The 20,689-nt window shown below is 59.7% G+C and carries 12 protein-coding genes; 6 read left to right on the top strand and 6 right to left on the bottom strand.

From position 1 onward, the window contains the following. Positions 1-73: 73 nt before the first annotated feature. Complete coding sequence (locus FHT78_RS19660) at positions 74-1,483, top strand: hypothetical protein (RefSeq protein WP_183747702.1); 1,410 nt, start codon at positions 74-76, stop codon at positions 1,481-1,483. A 23-nt stretch (positions 1,484-1,506) separates the two neighbouring features. Here the strand turns inward: FHT78_RS19660 and FHT78_RS19655 are convergent, their stop codons facing one another. The 5 genes from FHT78_RS19655 to msrA form a co-directional block, all read right to left on the bottom strand. Continuing rightward, positions 1,507-2,661, bottom strand: coding sequence for an aminotransferase class I/II-fold pyridoxal phosphate-dependent enzyme (locus tag FHT78_RS19655; RefSeq protein WP_183747699.1), 1,155 nt, complete (start codon positions 2,659-2,661; stop codon positions 1,507-1,509). Positions 2,662-2,666: 5 nt separating this feature from the next. After that, positions 2,667-3,932 carry a polysaccharide biosynthesis protein gene (locus FHT78_RS19650; protein WP_183747696.1) on the bottom strand — a complete coding sequence of 422 codons (1,266 nt, stop codon included), beginning with the start codon at positions 3,930-3,932 and terminating at the stop codon, positions 2,667-2,669. A 20-nt stretch (positions 3,933-3,952) separates the two neighbouring features. Continuing rightward, positions 3,953-5,032 carry a nucleotidyltransferase family protein gene (locus FHT78_RS19645; RefSeq protein WP_183747693.1) on the bottom strand — a complete coding sequence of 360 codons (1,080 nt, stop codon included), beginning with the start codon at positions 5,030-5,032 and terminating at the stop codon, positions 3,953-3,955. Between the two features lie 273 nt (positions 5,033-5,305). Then, a complete protein-coding gene (locus tag FHT78_RS19640) occupies positions 5,306-5,749 on the bottom strand; it encodes a response regulator (protein WP_183747690.1) in 444 nt (147 codons plus the stop codon). Between the two features lie 226 nt (positions 5,750-5,975). Beyond that, a complete protein-coding gene (gene msrA / locus FHT78_RS19635; RefSeq protein ID WP_183747687.1) occupies positions 5,976-6,686 on the bottom strand; it encodes a peptide-methionine (S)-S-oxide reductase MsrA in 711 nt (236 codons plus the stop codon). A gap of 199 nt (positions 6,687-6,885) precedes the next feature. Between msrA and FHT78_RS19630 the strand changes: the two genes are divergently transcribed. From FHT78_RS19630 to cueR, 5 genes are all read left to right on the top strand, one after another. Continuing rightward, entirely contained in the window at positions 6,886-12,366 is a 5,481-nt protein-coding gene (locus tag FHT78_RS19630; protein WP_183747684.1) for an alpha-2-macroglobulin family protein, read from the top strand. Then, a complete protein-coding gene (gene pbpC / locus FHT78_RS19625) occupies positions 12,363-14,444 on the top strand; it encodes a penicillin-binding protein 1C (RefSeq protein ID WP_183747681.1) in 2,082 nt (693 codons plus the stop codon). Before FHT78_RS19630 ends, pbpC begins: the two co-directional genes overlap by 4 nt. A 59-nt stretch (positions 14,445-14,503) precedes the next feature. After that, positions 14,504-17,113: a malto-oligosyltrehalose synthase gene (gene treY / locus FHT78_RS19620; RefSeq protein WP_183747679.1), complete on the top strand. Its 2,610-nt coding sequence runs from the start codon at positions 14,504-14,506 to the stop codon at positions 17,111-17,113. A gap of 110 nt (positions 17,114-17,223) precedes the next feature. Then, on the top strand, positions 17,224-19,779 hold the full coding sequence (locus FHT78_RS19615) for a heavy metal translocating P-type ATPase (RefSeq protein ID WP_183747676.1): 2,556 nt from the start codon (positions 17,224-17,226) through the stop codon (positions 19,777-19,779). A gap of 10 nt (positions 19,780-19,789) precedes the next feature. Then, positions 19,790-20,182: a Cu(I)-responsive transcriptional regulator gene (gene cueR, locus FHT78_RS19610; protein WP_183747673.1), complete on the top strand. Its 393-nt coding sequence runs from the start codon at positions 19,790-19,792 to the stop codon at positions 20,180-20,182. A gap of 47 nt (positions 20,183-20,229) precedes the next feature. Here the strand turns inward: cueR and FHT78_RS19605 are convergent, their stop codons facing one another. Further along, positions 20,230-20,538, bottom strand: a complete 309-nt coding sequence (locus tag FHT78_RS19605) for a hypothetical protein (RefSeq protein WP_183747670.1) — start codon at positions 20,536-20,538, stop codon at positions 20,230-20,232. Positions 20,539-20,689: the final 151 nt, after the last annotated feature.

Genomic DNA, 20,689 nt, shown 5'->3' with positions numbered 1-20,689 from the left:
GCCTTGGTGAGAATTAGAAGCGCACCGCGGCCAATCGGCGTAAGAGACACAATTGCTGCATCAGCGATGAGATATGGACGACAGGCTAGTAAAAGATACCGCTATCAGAAAACCGAACGCCCTCACGGATATCTTGATGCACCCTAAGCTCCAATCGGTCTGGGTATGGTACAAGAACGGCGGCGACATCCTTCTGTTCCTGGCTTATTCGCTGCTACTCACAATCTACATGGGGCAGGAAAGGATCGTCTCGCGAGGAGAACCGCTTTATTGGCTGCTTACACTGCCAGCAGTTGCAGCACCATTACCGAGACTCAGACAGACGGTAGAAAACCTCATATTTGGTTGTGCGAGGCCTATCGCCGCAATGGGTGTAACGGCGTCTATCTGGTTCGGCTTAAAAGGGGATATAGGTGTAGTTCCCCCAATTGTCTTGATCGCTTGGGTCAGCGCATGGGCGAGCCGCTCGGAGGTGCGCATCAATGTTAGATGGCTATTCGCGATCATCCTGGTATTTTACGGGCTTGGCAGCTTGACCTTTGTTCTGCAGCCGCCGTTCGAAAAGTACAGTTGGTTGATGCACGAGTACCAGGGGGATCCGCTGGGCGTTAACGCTGCAGATTCTGGCGACGTTGTGTTACCACCGCAAGACCGGGAAGGAATTAACATCAATGCCTGGGGCATTTTGCCTGGCCAAACTGCACCCGCTTACGGGCCATGGCGCGTTTCGATGGTCCCCAACATCGCGACTTCCGGCATCATCTCCCTTTTCGTTTTTCTGATTGCTCTGAAGCATCTCCGTTTTCGATGGCTCAACATCACAACCATTCTTGCCGCAGCTTATTTCACTATCTTGTCTTTCGTGCGTTCAGCACTGATTGGTCTCGTGCTTTTCAGTGCCACCACAGTTGTTTTGACGCTACTTCCTAATAATGCGAGGCTTCGTGTCACAGTGGCGTTCGCTATGACATTGGGACTTATCCTCATCGTCGGTCTATCCCCGTTCGTCCTTTATCATCTACAAGATACCGCCCTCATATCCCGGTTACTCCTGCGCAATCAGAGCGGGCTTTCACTGGATGCGATCTACCGACAAGCGTACCGGCCCTGGTTGTGGCTTCAACATCTCCAGATCTTTTGGCAAAGCGACTACCTTATGGGATACGGAAGTAGCTTGGCTCAGAGCGCAACGGAAAAACTTCTAAACGCAAATCAAGTAAGATCTGACTCTGTGTCCCTACCGACGCGTCTGCTCGCTACATATGGTCTACCGGCCCTGGGATTTTTCTATTTCCTCGGCGAGCGCTGTTACACTCATGCCAAAAAAAACGACGTCTGGGGGGTATCGATGCTGTCGCTACTTATTTGGCTTATGATGACGTGGGGTAGCATATTTCATCCGACAAACGCGATATTCGTGCTTGCACTACTGATCATAGGCCGCGGAGGAAACGCCTTCTATGAGGACCGCAAGCAGCAGTAAATCCGAAAAAATTTGCAACTTCGTCAGTTGTTGGCGAACTGTCGTCTGACCTTATCGACGACGAAGTCCTGATCAGCTACCGTCAGACCGGTTGAGCATGGCAGAGTCATGATCCGTTGCCAGAGGTTGTCGCAGACCGTCATTTCCGTCCTCGGCGCTCCTACATAAGGCGCCTGAAGATGGGCTGGTTTCCAGAAGGGGCGGGCGTCTATGCCGGCTTCTCGCAAACGAACGCGGATATCGGCCAACTGCCCTAGGTCTCTGTTGCTCACGACGATCCCGGAAAACCAATGCCCGCTTCGCGCATATTCCGGATCCGGAAAAGGCGCGATTCCAGCAAGATCCGAGAAGGCCTCCCAATATTTCCGTGCTATATTCCGCTTGACCTCCACAAATCGGCCCAGATTTTCCATCTGGGCACAACCAACCGCCGCCTGCAGGTTCGTCATTCGATAGTTGTAGCCCACCATGTCGTGATCGTAATCGGCCCCGACCCTAGCGGTGGTCGTTAGGTGACGAAAGAGGCTCGCTTTTTCCGGATCATCCGTAACGATGGCTCCACCACCACCGGCGGTCACAGTCTTGTTCCCATTGAACGAAAACATCGTGAAATCTGCGCCCAGGTTTCCTGAAGAACGGCCCTTGTAGTCGGCACCAAGCCCGGCGGCGGCATCAACGACAACCGGCAGACCATAGGTCTTCGCCAGCGCATTTATCTCATCCATCTGGGCAGGGATGCCGAGCGTGAAGACCGGCAGTATTGCTGAAACTCTTCGCCCAGTGTTCATATGGATCAAAGCACCGTCCGCACGGCGGTCGGTTTCTTTCTCCAGTTTGTCCGCCAACATCCTCACGTCGATCGTCCAGCTTTCCGAAGAGACATCAAAAAGCCAGGGAAGCGCTCCGCAATGGGCAATTGCAGCAATCGAAGCGATGAAGGTGAACGCTGGAGCAATTACGAGGTCGTCGCGTTCCACGCCGACGGACAGCAACGCAGCGTGAAGCGCGGTCGTACCCGCCGATGTCGCGACTGCGTATCGAGCGCCTGACGCCGCAGCAACCATCTCTTCGAAGCGGGTGACAAACGGTCCCACGGTAGAGACGAATGTCGACGTTATGCATTCCTGCAGATATTCGGCCTCACGACCGGCGAGATTCGGTACTGCGAGCGGTATCATCTATTCTAAACCCGTGAATCCAGAGTTTTTTCACTTGCCTTGTGAGTCTGCAGGAAGGACGGTTCGATTGCAGCCACAAGCTCCTTCAACTGATCCTTGTCGATCTGCTGTGGCGAAGTCGGCGTATTGGCTGCGGCGAAAAGACCCTCGAGGCTACTGATCAATCTTCCAATCGATCCGCTCGCGGCACCTTTGTACTTGATGATGGAAAGTCCCTCAAATCCGCCATCAACGGCGCTTTCACCGTTTGCAACGAATTCCTCGTAGGCCTTCTCACCGGCGGTATCGAGCCGCGTCAGCAGAAGTGGCCAGGAACCGGAGCCACGAAGCAACCTCGCCGCCTGCACCGCCTTGGTTTCATCGCTGAAAATTACTGGCGTCAGCTTCAAATGCTCAAGGAAAGATTTGGCGACGTCTTCAAGCAAAACGAGATGTTCATCGGGATCAAGCTTCGGAACGACAATATGTTGGTCGGGAGCGCACACGGCCGCCAATGTGCAGAGATGACCAGCCTCCTCCATTGAAACAAAATAGCGCCGAGTATTGATCGGCGCAGCCAGTGGCTGCTCCTGTTCAATACGACGCTGGAAGCTTTGAAGAAGCGAACCGTTTGAGAACGCAACATTAGCAAAGCGCGCGGAGACGATTTCTGCGTCAAGATCCTTTACGGCCTCGCCGCTGAACATCACGTGCTCCATGAGGCGTTTGCTCGCGCCCATGAAGGAGCTCGGATTGGCTGCCTTGTCAGTAGAAACGGAGAAATATCTGCCTTTGAACTGCACTTCACTCAACCACCGTAACAGGCGAGCCTGTTTGAGCAAGTTCGTGTCAAACATCTGCAGCATTGAAAAGGAATCCTTCTCCGACCTCACGTGCTTAATTGCCGCAAAATTCAAAACGAAGTCGTACGGCGACTGGTCATGAATCAGAAGTCTCATCGCTGGCGAGCCAAAATCCAGCGGCAAGGTCCGAAAATCTGGAACGGCAAAGCCTCCTGGGCTGGAGCGGAGTGTCCGAACCAACTCCGCCAACTCGTTCTCATTCTGATCGATCACGTGAAGAGCAATTGGCTCGAAGCCCGAAATGACCGATATTGTAGCGGAACCGATTGATCCGGCAGCTCCGATAGCAAGTACTCGTTTGCCTTTGAGCTTATCCCGCAATTGCCCTTCAAAACGCCTCATATCTTCAGAGAAGATAGAATTCTCTCTTCCGGTCGCGATAAACGCGAGTTCGCTGTTCTTGCCGCTTTTGTGAGCTTCGATGGGCATCAAAAATTCCTGCTTTAAGATCACGGCCATTTCGGCGCTTGTTTGCTCGGATCACCATCCCCGAAACTGTCATTCGCCCTAATCAAATCCTCATGGCGCCCAACATCGAGCCAGGGCTCTCGGACTGGAAAAACAGCGGCCGGCAACTGACGCTCGATCAGATATTCAAAGAGGTTTGTCATATCGAAAAACTGTCTGTCCGGGACATACTCCACAACTTGGGGCTCAAGCAGGTAGATCCCAGCATTGACCAGAAAATTGCATTTGGGTTTTTCCGTCAACTTGGTCAGATGACGACCGGAAACTTCAACCACACCAAATGGCACTTCATAGCTGTGATTGTTGACCGCCATGGTCGCCACCGCAGACGATGTTCTATGAAAGTCAAGCATAGCCTGAAAATCAACCGTCGTGAGTATGTCACCGTTCATCACGAAAAAGGACTTTGTCGGAGCCTGCGGCAGAAGAGACAACGCTCCCGCGGTTCCCATCCGCTCCTTTTCGCGCACGAAAGTGAACCGCGCTCCAAACTTGGAGCCGTCACCGAGATGATCCTCAAGCATATGCCCCAGATAATTCACACAGAGCGTAATATCTGTAAGGCCTTGTGCCACCAGATTATCAACAATAATATCGATAAGTGGCCTGCCGCCGACCGATATCAACGGTTTGGGAACATTTTCGGTTAGCGGCCGAAGTCGAGTCCCCAGCCCTCCCGCCATTATTATCACCTGGTTTTCTTGGTACGAAAGCTGTTCAAACGCGGGGAGATACGCCAAATCCCGCAGTATGCCAGTCTCGTCGACGATAGGAAGGTGAAGAATTTGCTCGTGGCGGAGGCGGCCAAGCAAAATGCTCTTTTCAGTACCTAGCATTGCCGAACGAGGATTGTGTCTCATAAATTCTTGAACTGGCGTATCCAATCCATGACCTGAAAGCAGCGCCCGTCGGATATCTCCGTCGGTAATTATTCCAGTTAGTTTTCCCTCATCGGTGACAACGACAGCGATCTTCAGACCATTGCTGTCTATCACTTCGATTGCGAGGCGCATCACCGCATCCTGCGCTATCACGACCCTGGAAATGTCAATGTAAGTCATTCCGATCCACTACTCCGACGAAATCGCAGACGGCAAAATCGCGCCACGGTTTTGTTGGCGGTACTCTCTAGCTCAGTCATATCGCGATTCATAGCCTTCAAAAGCGTCGTAGGACATGGGCAACGCGTGAGAATGTGTGCGGGTATAAACGTGATGTAGCGACGGACCTCGCCGGTGCTCTTTGCGTTCTAAATAGAATTCTGGTGATTTACATCGATCCTATGCCACGCTCGGAGTCCCGAACTCGGCTGGATTGCAGGCAGCGGCCTCACTCTATGATACGAACACCATCATCTGCGGCGGCCCAACCGCCAGGATGCCGGCGCGGCGGGCGGCGACATATCTGAGGAGCTGTTCGACCACCCTTGGCATGACAGGTTTTTGCACGACGCCGAGCGCACCGCGGACACCATCTGCGACCACTTCCGGATTGGCGGTCATGAAGACGACGGAAATACCGTGCTCCTCCGCGAGCTTTCGGCCGATCTCCGGGCCGGTTGCGCCATCGGAGAGATTGACGTCGACCAATGCTATATCGGCAAGCGGAGCGAGCCTGAGGGCCGCTTCCCGATCTGCTGCGAGACCCGCGACATGCACGCCCATATCCTCGATCGTCATTTCGAGATCAAGCGCGATCAGCGGCTCGTCTTCGACAATCAGGACTCGCTGTTCCATGAGATGTTCCCGTTGCCAGCTACGCACGACATTTGTGGCCATGACATATCCCCTTTACGCTTTACCTCAGGAGAATCCGCTTCGTTGGAGAGCGATTGCTTCGACGAGGCTCGCGGCTGTAACGGGCGATGCGACGATATGTTCCGACATGAAACGCAGTATTTTTCAATTAAGGTTTTGTTAACATTGATAAATTCTTAAGATTTTGGTAGATACTAAAAAGGCGGCAACTCTAGCCGCCTTCTGAAACTCTGGCTTTCGAGGTTTCTCAGCCCTTTGCCTTCAGCACCAGAACCGGCTCCTGCCTGTAGTCGGCCGGGAAGATTTGCTTCAGGTTCTTGATCTTCGGCAGGTCGTTATAGGCGATGTAGGGGTAGGTCGGGTTCAGCGTCAAAAAATCCTGGTGATACTGCTCGGCCGGGTAGAAGCCGGTATAGTCGGTGATCTTGGTGACGATCGGCTGTTTGAAGACATGCGCCTTGTCGAGCTGGGCGACATAGGCTTCGGCGACCCTGCGCTGCTCCGGGTCGGAGATGAACAGTGCCGAACGGTACTGGGTGCCTTGGTCCGGTCCCTGGAAATTGAGCTGCGTCGGGTTGTGTGCGACCGAGAAGAATACCTGTAGAAGCTTTCCGTAGGTCACCTGCCTCGGATCAAAGGTCACCTTGACGGATTCGGCGTGGCCGGTCGTGCCGGTACTGACGGTCTCGTATTGCGCGGTTGCCGCTTCACCGCCGGCGTAGCCGGAAACGGCGCTTTTGACACTTTTTACATGCTGGAAGACCCCCTGGACGCCCCAGAAGCAGCCGCCGGCGAAGACGGCCGTCTCTATGCCGGATTTGCCGGCCTCATCGATGGCCGGCGCCGGGATGACGACGGCATCTTCGGCTGCGCGGCTAGCGACAGCGCCGAGACCCAGCGATAGGGAGACGGCTCCCAACAATGCGGCAAGGATCTTGCCTGACAAGCGAGTGAACATGACGACTACCTCCGGCCAACGTGTCGAAATTGTTACCGGTCATGGAAAAGGGCGCAAATCACAAGCTGTTCACTCACGCCGATGTGACGATTGCACGAAAGCTGGTGTGCGAAATCGGAGCAGGCCGGAAGGTGAGTTGACAATTCCCTGGGGAGTGAGGAGAGTGCCGCCGGTTCAGAGCCAGCATCCGGGGGGACCAATGTCTGCGCGCTCGTTCTTCGCTTCTTTCGTCATTGCCGCAACCACGATTTTCGCAGGCCCGTCGGCCTTTGCCGCCGACGCCAAGCGGGACATTGTCACTGTCAAGGATGCCGATTATTTCGGCTTCGACCTGCGCACCGAGCAGAATCTCTCGCTCGATCAGTGCAAGGCCGCCTGCATCGGCGACAAGAGCTGCAAGGCCTTCACCTATAATCCCAGGGTGAAGTGGTGTTTCCTCAAATCCGATTTCAAGACGATGAACGCCGCTCCCGGCGCGATTGCCGGCAGGATCGTCGAAACGACAGCCGCCGCCGCGCCGAAAGAACCGGACATCGGCGTTGCCCCCCGTCTATCCTTCCTGTCCGACGACCTCGTCCAGCAGGCCCGCAATTTCCGCAACGATCTGGCGCTCGCCGACGACCAGCAGGGCCAAGGTGTCGACAGCCTGACGGCAAGCGCGCGCCTCGATCTCACCGGCGGCAATCTTTCCGATGCGCTTAAGGCCTTCCATGGTGCCCTGTCGATCACGCCCGATGACGGCGACCTCTGGATCGAGACGGCACGTGCCGCGACCTCGCTCGGCGCGCCTGACAGCGGCGTCTTCGGTCAGGCGGTGGTCGACGCGCTGAACGGCTACCAGCTGACGCGCACGACCAACAAGCGTGCCGACGCTCTGGCCGTGCTTGCCAAGGCCTTGGAAAAGAACGCCAACTATCGCGATGCCCTGAATGCCTACAAGGCGAGCCTTGCACTGGTCAGTGTCAAGGACGTGCAGGCGGATTACCTTGAGCTCAAGCAGACGCAGGGCTTCCGTATCACCGAACATACGGTCGATGCCGATAGCGCCACACCGCGCGCCTGCGTCACTTTCTCCGAGGCGCTGGTCAAGACGGTGGACTATGCGCCCTTCGTAACGCTGAACGGCGAAGCACCCAAGGCGCTGGAAGCCAAGGACAAGCAGATCTGTGTCGAAGGCCTGACCCACGGCGAGACCTACAAGATCGGCTTCCGCACCGGCCTGCCCTCTTCGGTCGACGAAGTTCTGGAAGCGCCTGTCACCATTGACGTCTATATCAAGGATCGCAGCCAGATGGTGCGCTTTACCGGTGACAGCTTCGTGCTGCCGTCGACGGCGCGCCGCGGCATCCCGATCGTCTCCGTCAACATGGCGTCTGCCAATTTGAAGCTCTACCGCATCGGCGATCGCGGCATCGCGCCGCTCCTGACCGGCTCCCAGTTCCTGACGCAGCTCGACGGCTACAGCGCCCAGAATATCGAGGACCAGAGCGGCGAGCTCGTCTGGCAGGGATCGATCGAGATCGCCAACGAGCTCAACAAGGACGTCGTCACCTCTTTCCCGGTCGACGAGGCGCTGCCCGAGCGCAAGCCCGGCATCTATGTGATGGTTGCAACACCGCCGACCGGTCAGGTGCAGGAATGGGATTCGCAGGCCACGCAATGGTTTCTGGTTTCCGATATTGGCATCACCACCTATGCCGGCACTGACGGGCTCAACGTCTTTGCCCGCTCGCTTGCCTCCGCCAAGCCGATGGCCGGCGTCGAATTGCAGCTGCTTGCCAAGAACAATGAAGTGCTCGGCACTGCCACCACCGACGCGGACGGCCGCGCCACCTTCACGGCTGGTCTGATGCGCGGCACCGCTGCACTCACCCCTGCCGTCATCAGCGCCAAGAACGGCACGTCGGACTATGTATTTCTCGACATGACGCGCGCCGGCTTCGACCTTTCCGACCGTGGCGTGACCGGACGCACCGCGCCGGGCGCCATCGACGTATTGCCCTGGACCGAGCGCGGCATCTACCGTGCCGGGGAGACAGTGCATGCGGCTGCCCTCGCCCGCGATACAGACGGCAAGGCGATCGAGAATCTGCCGCTGACTTTCATTTTCTCACGACCGGATGGCGTGGAAGACCGGCGCATCGTCAGCCAGACGAGCAATCTCGGCGGCTATCAGGTGGACCTGCAGACCCAGGAAAACGCAATGCGCGGCACCTGGAGGATGAACGTCTACACCGATCCGAAGGGATCGGCGATTGCCACCAAAACCTTCCTCGTCGACGATTTCGTGCCTGACCGGACCGACATGGAGATCAAGACCGACTCCAAGGAGATCGGGACGGATACGGCAGCGACGATCACTATTTCCGGCAAATATCTCTACGGCGCCCCGGCCGCCGGCCTGACGATCGAGGGCGACGTCGTCGTCAAGCCGACGCGCACGAATGCCGCCTATCCCGGATACCAGTTCGGGCTTGCCGACGAGGAGGCGAGCGAGGATTCGCGCCAGCCGATCGACGGGCTGCCGGAGCTCGACGAGAATGGCGAGGCCTCCACTGATCTGACGATCGGCGAGCTGCCGGCCACGACCCAGCTTTTGAATGCCACGGTCTATCTGCGTATGCAGGAGCCGGGCGGCCGCGCCATCGAGCGTTCGCTGGACATCCCGGTCAAGACCGACGCGACCGCAATCGGCATCAAGCCGGAATTCGACGGCGACCTGCCGGAGAATGCGCTGGCGAACTTCACGGTGATCGGCCTCGACACACAAGGCCAGAAGCAGGAGATGAAGGGCCTGCGCTGGAAATTCTACAAGCTGCGCCGCGATTACCAATGGTATCGCGAAGGCACAGCCTGGAAATACGAGCCCACCTACACGCCGGAAGAAGTCGCCTCCGGCTCGGTGGATGCGACGGCTGAAAATGGCGCCAAGATCCAGGCGCCCGTCGAATGGGGGCGCTACCGGCTCGAGGTGGAAAGTGCCGATGCCGACGGGCCAACCTCAAGCGTCGAATTCGATGCCGGCTGGTTCGTCGCCTCGACCTCGACGGAAACGCCCGATGGCCTGGAGATCGCCCTCGACAAAGACGGCTATAAGGTCGGCGAGACGGCCAAGCTGAAGGTGACATCGCGTTATGGCGGCGAGCTGATGATCACGGCCGGCACGGAAAAGCTGGTTGCCGTCCAAAACACCACGATCGGCGAGACGGGCGGCGAGGTCGATATTCCCGTCACCGCGGACTGGGGTGCCGGCGCCTATGTGGCTGCCACCCTCTTCCGGCCGGGCGATTCGCTCGACACCCATATGCCGGCACGCTCGATCGGCATCAAATGGCTGAAGGTCGATCCCGCCGAGCGCGCGCTGCAGGTCAAGATCGATACGCCGGAAAAGATGCTGCCACGCGGACCGCTCGATATCAGCCTGCAGGTCACCGGCGCCGGCGCCAATGAGGAGGCCTATATTACGGTTGCCGCCGTCGATGTCGGCATCCTCAATCTGACTCGTTACGAGCCGCCGAACCCTGAGGACTGGTATTTTGGCCAGCGCCAGCTCGGCCTCGAAATTCGCGATCTCTACGGCCGGCTGATAGACGGCTCTCTGGGTGCGACCGGCAAGCTGCGCACCGGCGGCGATGGCGGTGCTATCGCGCTGCAGGCAAGCCCGCCGACGCAAAAGCTCGTCGCCTTCTTCTCCGGTCCGGTCAGGCTTGATGCCGAAGGCAAGGCGAAGGTCAGTTTCGATATCCCCCAGTTCAACGGAACGGCGCGTGTCATGGCAGTCGCCTGGACGAAGACCGGTGTCGGCCATAGCGCCAGAGACGTCATCATCCGCGATCCCGTTGTCGTCACCGCAAGCCTGCCGAAATTCCTCGCACCTGGGGACAAGGCCAATCTCAGGCTCGACATCGCCAATACCGACGCGCCGGCCGGTGACTACAAGCTGACGCTGATCGGTAACGAGGCGCTCCGCATCGACGGGCCGGCCGAGCAGACGCTGAAGCTTCAAGCCGGCGCCAAGTCCGACCTGACGCTGACGCTCGTCGGCGGGGAGCCGGGCGACGGCAGCGTGGCCATCAACCTGTCGAATGGTCAGGGCCTGTCGCTCGACCAAGTGGTCGATGTGCCGGTGCGGCCATCCTCACTGCCGGTCACCGAACGGCGCGTCATTGCGCTCGCACCCGGCAAAAGCCTGACGATCGATAAGAACCTTTTGGCCGACAGCGTGCTTCCGGGTGCTTCGGTCGCCGTCAACGTCACGCGCTCGGCCGCCTTCGACATTCCGGCACTGCTGATGACGCTCGATCGATATCCCTTCGGCTGCGCTGAACAGACGACGAGCCGCGCGCTGCCGCTGCTCTATCTGGCCGAGGTCGCCAAGCAGGCCGGTATGGATGAAACCGATGACGACATCCACAAGCGCGTGCAGGATGCCATTTACAAACTACTCTCCTATCAGGCCTATGCCGGAAGCTTCGGTCTCTGGGGACCGGATTCCGGCGATCTTTGGCTCGATTCCTACGTCACTGACTTCCTGACGCGGGCACGCGAGCAGAAGTATGACGTGCCGGATCGCGCCCTCGTGCAGGCGCTGGAAAACCTCCAGAACTCGCTCTCCTACACGACGGATGTGAAGGGCAAGGGCGACGAGATCGCCTATGCCCTCTACGTGCTTGCCCGCAACAAGAAGGCAGCCGTCAGCGACCTGCGCTACTATGCCGACACGATGATCAACGACTTCCCGACACCGCTTGCCAAGGCCCATATCGCGGCAGCACTTGCACTCTACGGTGACGCGACCCGTTCGAAGAACATCTTCGTCGATGCGCTGCAGATGTCGAAACAGTCGATGGTGACGCGAGTGAACTTCTCACGCACCGATTACGGCTCGGTGCTGCGTGATGGTGCGGCTATCCTGGCGCTCGCGGCAGAAAGCCGTCCGGTTCCGCCCGTCATTCCGGACCTTGCCAAGGCAGTCGCGCGGGAATGGGATCGCAGCAAATATACAAGCACCCAGGAACAGGCCTGGATGCTTTTGGCAGCGCGCGCCCTGCAGAACGGCGACGACGACCTGAAGATCAACGTCAACGGGGCTCCGCGGACCGGCGCCTACATGGCGAAGATGACGGGTGACGCGCTGATCGACCATCCGCTGACGCTGACGAGTGCCACGAGCGACACGGTTTCGGCCGTCGTTACCACGGTCGCCGCCCCCGTCAAGCCGCTTCCTGCGGGCGGGAACGGCTTTTCGATCGAGCGGAGCTATTACACGCTCGATGGCGAGGAGGCGAATGTCAGCGAGGCGCAGCAGAACGAGCGCTATGTCGTGGTTCTGCATGTGACCGAGCAGAACGACTGGGCCTCGCGCATCGTCATCACCGACCTCCTGCCGGCCGGCTTCGAAATCGACAATCCGAGCCTCGTCGACAGCGCCCAGATGACCAATTTCGACTGGGTCGGCGAGATGTCAGCCGCCCATACGGAATTCCGTTACGACCGCTTCGTCGCCGCCTTCAACCGCGACGAAAATTCAGCGCGGGACTTCAACGTCGCCTATGTCGTGCGCGCCGTCACCCCCGGCGTCTATGACCATCCGGCAGCAACCGTCGAGGACATGTACCGTCCCGATCTGTCGGCCCGTACCGCGACTGGCAAGATGGAGGTCGTTGCGGCTCAACAATGAGGTGGTGGCAGAAATTTGCGATCGGAGCTGCGGCCGGCATCGTCATTGCCGGCGCAGGCCTCTTTGCGCTCGATGCCGCAGATAGAGCCTTTCCGCCTCCGCTTGAGCAGGCAGAAGCCGTCTCGCCGGAAGTGCTCGATACGGACGGGCAATTGCTGCGCGCCTTTGCAACACCCGAAGGGCGCTGGCGGTTGAAGACCGACGTCTCCGACGTCGATCCGCAATTCGTCCGCATGCTGGTCGCCTATGAGGATCAGCGTTTCTACGAGCATTCTGGCATCGATGTCTGGGCGCTCGGACGCGCCGCACTGCAATTCGTCAGCAACGGCCGGATCGTGTCCGGCGCCTCGACGCTCTCCATGCAAGTGGCAAGGCTGATCGAGCCGCGCGAGAACCGGTCGTTTTCGGCAAAACTGCTGCAGATCGCCCGCGCCGTACAGATCGAGCGACGGCTCTCGAAGGCAGAAATCCTCAATCTCTATCTCACCCATGCGCCCTATGGCGGCAATCTCGAAGGCGTGCGCGCCGCGAGCCTTGCCTATTTCGGCAAGGAGCCGAAGCGGCTGACGGTGGCCGAAGCAGCACTTCTGGTCGCGCTCCCGCAATTGCCCGAAAAGCGCCGCCCGGACCGGAATCTGAAAGCGGCAGAAAGAGCGCGCAAGCGGGTGCTCGACCGGATTGCCGTCGCCGAGGTTGTCGGAGATGGCGAGGCCGCCCGCGCCGAGGGTGTCACCATTCCCGCCCGCCGGCTGCAGCTTCCAGCCCTTGCCGCCCATGTTGCCGAAGCTGCATTGCGCAAGGATCCGAAAGCAATCCAGCACCAGACGACGCTGAAGAAGCAGGTCCAGACCGGCCTCGAATCCGTCGCGCGCGCCGCGACGATGAAGCTCGGACCAAAACTGTCGCTCGCCATGGTGATGGCGGATGCCGGCACCGGCGAGATCGTCGGTGAGGTCGGTTCAGCTGATTATTTCGATGCCAGCCGCTCGGGCTGGATCGACATGACGCGCATCACCAGATCGCCTGGCTCGACGCTGAAACCTTTCATCTACGGCCTTGCCTTCGAGCAGGGACTGGTGAGCCAGGAGACTATCATCGAGGACCGGCCGGCCGATTTCTTCGGCTACCGGCCGCGCAATTTCGACATGAGTTACCAGGGCGACGTGACTGTGCGCGAGGCCCTGCAGCTCTCCCTCAACGTTCCGGCGGTCAAGCTGCTCGATGCGGTTGGTCCCTCGCGGCTGATGGTGCGGTTCCGCCGCGCCGAGGTCCACCCGATCTTGCCGGCCAACGAGACCCCGGGTCTGGCGATCGGCCTCGGTGGCGTCGGCATCACGCTGAAGGATCTGGTGCAGCTCTATACGGCACTTGCCAATCACGGCGAGCCGGTCAGGATTGGCGATGGTGTGACGAACATGCCCGGCAAGATCGACGGCGAACCGTTGCTGGAGCCGGTCGCTGTCTGGAATGTCGCCGACATACTCTCGGGCGTCATACCGCCGGCCGGCGCGCCGCAGCGCGGCATCGCCTATAAGACCGGCACGAGTTATGGCTATCGCGACGCCTGGTCGGTCGGTTATGACGGCCGCTACGTGCTCGGTGTGTGGGTCGGGCGACCCGATAACAGCGCCGTACCCGGTTTGACGGGTTATGGCACGGCCGCACCCATCCTCTTCGAGGCACTTGCGAAATCCGGCATCGCCACGACACCCCTGCCGCGACCGCCGGCGGGAGCCGTGCGCATCGCCCAGACCGATCTGCCGATCAGCCAGCGGCGTTTTGCCGTCAATGCCAACGGGCTACTCGTCGCCTCCGGCCGCGAACCGTCACCGCAGATCGTCTACCCGCCGGAGGGCGCCCATGTCGATCTTGGCGCCAAGGCAGGCGATCTGTCACCGCTGACGCTGAAACTGCAGGGTGGCCGCGCGCCCTTCCGCTGGCTTGCCAATGGCAAACCGTTGCCCGATCTTTCCCGCCGTCGCACGCAAAGCTGGATGCCCGATGGCGGCGGCTATTCCAAGCTGACGGTGATCGATTCCATGGGCCGGGCGGCAAGCGTGGGCGTCTTCGTCGACTGACGGGAACAAAAGCGCCTCACAACCGTTGGAAGATGTCCCCTCCAGACGGCAAGTGACCCATGACCGTTCCCTCCGCGACCTACCGGGTCCAGTTCCGCAATGGCATGACCTTCGACCGCGCCTGCGGACTGGTGTCCTATTTGAAGTCGCTTGGCATCAGCCATCTCTACGCCTCGCCGATCTTTTCCGCCACGGCGGGATCGACCCATGGTTACGACGTGACCGACGCCAATGAGATCGATCCGGCGCTTGGCGGCAGGGCGGGTTTTGATCGTCTGACGGCGGCGCTATCGCAGGCAGGCATGGGCCTGATCCTCGATATCGTCCCGAACCACATGGCCGCCTCGCTCGAAAATGCCTGGTGGCGAAGCGCCCTCGAGTTCGGAGAGCAAAGCCCGTTTGCACGCTATTTCGATATCGACTGGCGCGAACAGCTGACGCTCCCGCAGCTTGGCAAGAGTTTCGATGAGTGCCTTGCCGATGGCGAGCTGAAAATTGCAATCGACGAGACCCATGGCAATCTCGCGATCGGCTACTACGACACGCTTTTCCCGCTGAGCACGCAAAGCTACCCCCTGTTGGCCGAGCAACTGGACGATCCGATCCTGACCGGCATGGCCGAGCTTGCCGGCTCCTCTGGCGGCAGCGACCTGCATCGTGGCTTGCGCGATATGATCTTCGAGGCCGGCGACGTCGCCCGTCTGAAGGACAGGTTGTCCAGGCTCTCCGAGGATCATGCGTTCATGATGCGTCTCCATGCAGCGCAGCACTGGCAGCTGCAGCCCTGGCAGGAGGCAGCCCGACATCTGAGCTATCGGCGATTCTTCGAAGTGACTGGACTGGTCGGCCTCAGGGTCGAGGATCCGAACGTTTTCGAGGCGACCCATCAGCTGGTGCTCGATCTGGTGCGGCAGGGCCAGGTGCAGGGCCTGCGCCTCGATCATATCGACGGACTGGCCGAACCAGGGCCTTATCTGCGACGGTTGCGGGAGGCTGTCGGAACAGAGACCTACATCGTCGTCGAAAAGATCCTCGGCGCCGGAGAGGAGCTGCCAGCCGATTGGCCGGTACAGGGAACGACCGGCTATGAGGTCATTACCGGCCTCAGCGATCTTTTCGTCGATAAAGAGGGTTTGCAAAAGCTCGACGATGCCTATCGCAAGCTTGCCGGCGATAATGGTGATTTTGCACAAGGGCGCCGTGCGGCAAAGCGGCTGATGGTCGAGAAGAACTTCGCCGGCGAAGTATCCCGTCTGACAAAAATTGCCAGCAGCATCTTTTCTGAGTTGACGGCCGAGGAAATCACCGAGGCGATCGAAGAGCTGCTGATTGCCTTTTCCGTCTACCGCACCTACGGCACCGACGGCCCGCTCGATGCGAGCGACGCCGACCGTCTCAAAATGGCCGCTGTGGCAGCGGCCAGCCATCTGGACCACGCGCAGCCGCTCGAAAGCATCCGGACCGTTCTTGACGGCGGGATGGCAAGCGAGGCAGCCCGCGAATTCCGTCTTCGATTCCAGCAGCTCTCCGGCCCGATCATGGCCAAGGCAATGGAGGATACGCTCTTCTATCGCTACAACCGGCTGCTGGCGCTCAACGAGGTGGGCGGCGAGCCGGATCAGGTGCCGGGCGGCGTCGAAGCGTTTCACCAATTTATGCAAGCGCGCGCGCGCTCGCAGCCTTCGGGTCTTTCCGCAACATCCACGCATGACACAAAGCGCGGCGAGGACGCTCGTGCCAGGCTCTATGCCTTGAGCGAGGGCGCCGGGGTCTTTGCCGACGCCGTGGAACAGTGGCAAAGACTGAATGAAAGCCACCGCGTGGATTTGTCGGATGGCCCAGCCCCCGAACCCAATCTCGAATGGATGCTATATCAGGCGCTTGCCAGCGCTTGGCCTGAAGATTTCGAACGCCGCCATGCGGAAGCGCTGCGTGAGCGTTTCACCGCCTATACGCAAAAGGCCGTTCGCGAGGCCAAGCTGCGCACAAACTGGACCTCACCCGATAGCGCTTACGAAGATGCGGTTTGCGCCTATGCGGCGGCACTCGTCTCGACCGACAACGACGCATTCACCGAGGATTTTGCTCGCGTCCTGCAGCCCTTCGTCGAGGCCGGCTACGTCAACAGCCTGTCGCAGACGCTGATCAAACTGACGGCCCCCGGCATTCCCGACATCTATCAGGGAGCAGAAGGTTTCGATTTCAGTTTCGTCGATCCCGATAACAGGCGTCTGCCGGACTTCGAGACGTTGAGCGGCTGGCTTGGCGAAGGCGGCGCGCTCGCGCGGCTGCAGGCAGAGGCGCTCAAACAACGCGTCATCCAGCTTGGCCTGCGCCTGCGGATGGAGCAGGGCCGGCTTTTTGCCGAAGGCGATTATCTGCCGCTTGCCGTCGGCGGCATCAGGAGTGACCATGTCGTTGCCTTTGCCCGCCTGCATCACGACAACTTCTCGATAACTGTCGTGCCTCGGCTGATGTTCGGCTGGCTCGACCCCGGCGTGCTCTTTGCCGGACCGGAATTCTGGGGGGATACGGTCATTGTCGTGCCCGCTCCCCTTCACGGCCTCAAGGCCGATCTTCTGACCGGCAAGATGCTGGAGCCTGGAACGAATATCTCGCTTGCCACGCTTCTCGGCGACCAGCCGGCGGCATTGATCGTGCCCGTCTGAGGGCAACCGGAAAAATCTGTACCGACGAACAAAAAACCTGTTGACCTTCCAGTTGCTGGAAGGTTCATAAAGCCGTCCGGATGCCAGAAAGGCATGAAAGGCGCAGCTTTATGGATAACAAGCACGATCATCATCATCACGACCACGGTCATCATAGGCATGGTCACGCCCCCCACCGCCACGCCGACGGCACGCAATGCGGTTGCGGCCACGACGACAAGGCTGCAGACGCGGTGATGCGCGACGCCGTCTGCGGCATGACGGTCGATCCGAACGCCGGAAAACCTTCCCTCGATTATCACGGTCACACCTATCACTTCTGCAGCGAGGGCTGCCGCAAGAAATTCGAGGCGGCACCGCAGGATTATTTGACCGCCAAGGATCCGGTCTGCGGCATGGCTGTCGACCGCTCGAGCGCGAAACACTTCCTGAAGCACGAGGGCGAAAAATTCTACTTCTGCTCGGCCGGCTGCAAGGCGAAGTTCGAGGCCGATCCCGAAACCTATCGCAAAGGAAAGAAGCCTGCGGCGGCCGCCATGCCGAAGGGCACACTTTACACCTGTCCGATGCACCCCGAGGTCGTCAGCGACCGTCCCGGCGACTGCCCGAAATGCGGCATGGCACTGGAGCCGATGGGCATTCCGCCTGAAGATGAAGGTCCCAATCCGGAACTCGTCGATTTCACGCGCAGGCTTTGGATCAGCGCCATTCTTGCGATCCCGCTTCTCGTCCTCACCATGGGTCCGATGCTTGGCCTCTCGCTGCCGCGCGAAGCGCTCGGCGAACCGATCGCGAGCTATGTCGAACTGCTTCTGGCAACACCGGTCGTGCTCTGGGCAGCGCTTCCCTTCTTCCGCCGGGCCCTCGCATCGTTCGTCAACCGCAGCCCGAACATGTGGACGCTGATCGGCCTGGGTGTCGGCACGGCCTATCTCTACAGCGTCGTTGCAACAATCGCACCTGGCCTCTTTCCGCATAGTTTTCGCGGTCACGGCGGCTCCGTCCCTGTCTATTTCGAGGCAGCCGCTGTCATCGTGGCGCTTGTTTTCGTCGGACAGGTGCTGGAACTGAAGGCGCGCGAACGTACGGGCTCGGCGATCCGCGCCCTGCTCGACCTTGCCCCGAAAACCGCACGCCGTATCGATGCCGACGGCCGCGAGAGCGACGTGCCCGTCGACGAGATTGCGACCGGCGACCGGTTGCGTGTGCGCCCCGGCGAACGCGTGCCTGTCGATGGTTCGGTCACCGAGGGGCAATCGACCGTCGATGAATCGATGATCACGGGCGAACCGCTTGCGGTTGAAAAGGCAAAGGGCGACGCACTGACCGGCGGCACGATGAACAAGAACGGCTCGCTGATCATGACTGCCGAAAAGGTCGGCGCCGATACGACACTCTCGCGCATCGTCGACATGGTGGCGAAGGCGCAGCGTTCGCGCGCACCGATCCAGGGCGCCGTCGACCGTGTTTCGGCGATCTTCGTTCCGGCCGTCGTCGCCGCCGCCGTCGCAGCCTTCCTCGTCTGGTCCTTTGTCGGGCCGGAGCCGCGGCTCGCCAATGCGTTGCTTGCTGCTGTCGCTGTTCTGATCATTGCCTGCCCTTGCGCGCTCGGCCTTGCAACGCCGATGTCGATCATGATCGCGACCGGACGCGGCGCGCAGGAAGGCGTTCTGATCAAGGATGCGGAGGCGCTGGAGCGTTTTTCCAAGGTCGACACATTGATCGTCGACAAGACCGGCACGCTGACCGAAGGAAAGCCCAGGCTGACCGATGTGGCGCCGGCATCAGGTGTTGACGAAGCGCATCTGTTGGCGCTTGCCGCAAGCCTTGAACGAAGCTCCGAACATCCGCTCGCCGAGGCAATCGTCTCGGGCGCCGAAGACCGCGGCCTTGCCTTGACCGCCGTCATAGATTTCGAGGCGAAGACGGGCAAAGGCGTGCAAGGCATGGTCGGCAGAACGTCTGTGGCGCTCGGCAATGCGGCCATGCTCGCCGACCTCGGCATCGATCCATCACCCCTTTCCGAAAAGACCGAGGCGTTGCGCGGGGACGGCAAGACTGTCATGTTCGTCACCCTAGACGCCAGGCTGGCCGGTCTCATCGCCGTTGCCGATCGCGTCAAGCCGACGACGGCAGCCGCCATCAAGGCGCTGCACGACAGCGGGCTGAAGATCATCATGGCGACCGGCGACAATGAACGCACGGCGCGCGCGGTGGCAAAAAGCCTTGGGATCGATGAGGTGCGCGCCGACGTCCTGCCCGAGGACAAGAAAGCGCTGGTCGATGAACTCCGGGCCAAAGGCGCCGTTATTGCCATGGCCGGTGACGGCGTCAACGATGCGCCCGCACTTGCGGCCGCCGATGTCGGCATCGCCATGGGCACGGGCGCCGATGTTGCGATGGAAAGTGCGGGCATTACATTGGTGAAGGGCGATCTCAACGGCATTGTCCGTGCAAGGCGGCTCGCCGAGGCGACAATGCGCAACATCCGCCAGAACCTCGGCTTTGCCTTTGGCTACAATGCGCTCGGCATCCCGGTGGCCGCTGGCCTGCTCTACCCGGTCTTCGGCCTGCTGCTCTCGCCGATGATTGCGGCCGCCGCCATGAGCCTCTCGTCCGTCTCCGTCATCGGCAATGCACTGCGGCTGAAGGTGGAAAAACTGTAAGGAACAGGTGATGAATATAGGTGAAGCTTCAGAACGGTCCGGCCTGCCGTCAAAGACCATCCGCTACTACGAGGATATTGGCCTGATCCGCCCCGACAGGGGCGGAAACGGCTACCGTGATTATGCGGCCTCCGACGTCCACAAGCTGCGCTTCCTGCAGCGCTCACGCGGGCTCGGCTTCTCGGTGGAAGAATGCCGTCAGCTGCTGGCGCTCTACGAAGACAAGAACCGGGAAAGCGCCGACGTCAAGGGGATCGCCGAGGCGAAACTTTCCGAAATCGATCGCAAGATCCGCGAGCTGACGGAACTGCGGCGCACGCTCGAGCATCTCGTTCATGCTTGCCACGGCAATGATCGTCCGGACTGCCCTATTCTCGAAGAGCTCTCCGATAGCGCCACGTGACAGTCTCGTCCCCCTTCCGGGTCCCGGGCATTTCTCATTCTTGGATATCAGGAAAGCGGCGGATGGGGCTTTCTGGCCGCCTCGGAGAACGTCTCCGGCACCACAGCCTCCTCGTCATGTTCATCCTCCGCGGTGGTGTCATCCAGTCGATGCTTAATGGCCAACGCGTAGATCACATCAAGAATATTGCGATCCTTCAGATGCGGATCGCTGAGCGCCAGCAGAGAGGCACGAACGATCTTCTTGCTGGAAGCCTTCGGGCAGCGCCTGCGGACAAAATCATAGAGCGCATCACCCACAAGGCCTTCCATGGCGCCGTCCACGAGAGCCTCGTAGACCCGCTTCCTTTCTTTCATTTTCTATGTTCCCTGCAAATCAGCGGAGCCCATAGTCTGTCATGCAATTGTCATAAGCAACCGCCGAACGCGATACGTCGACAATTGTCAGCTGTGCAATCTGCAGCACTTCACCGAAGCTACTCGGCTTAAAGATCGGTCGGTGATCTCG

Origin of the sequence: Rhizobium sp. BK196 (genome assembly GCF_014193255.1) — a bacterium.
Taxonomy (GTDB): Bacteria; Pseudomonadota; Alphaproteobacteria; order Rhizobiales; family Rhizobiaceae; genus Rhizobium.
Note: the sequence above shows the minus strand (reverse complement) of the source record. Positions and strands in the feature narration are given on the sequence as shown.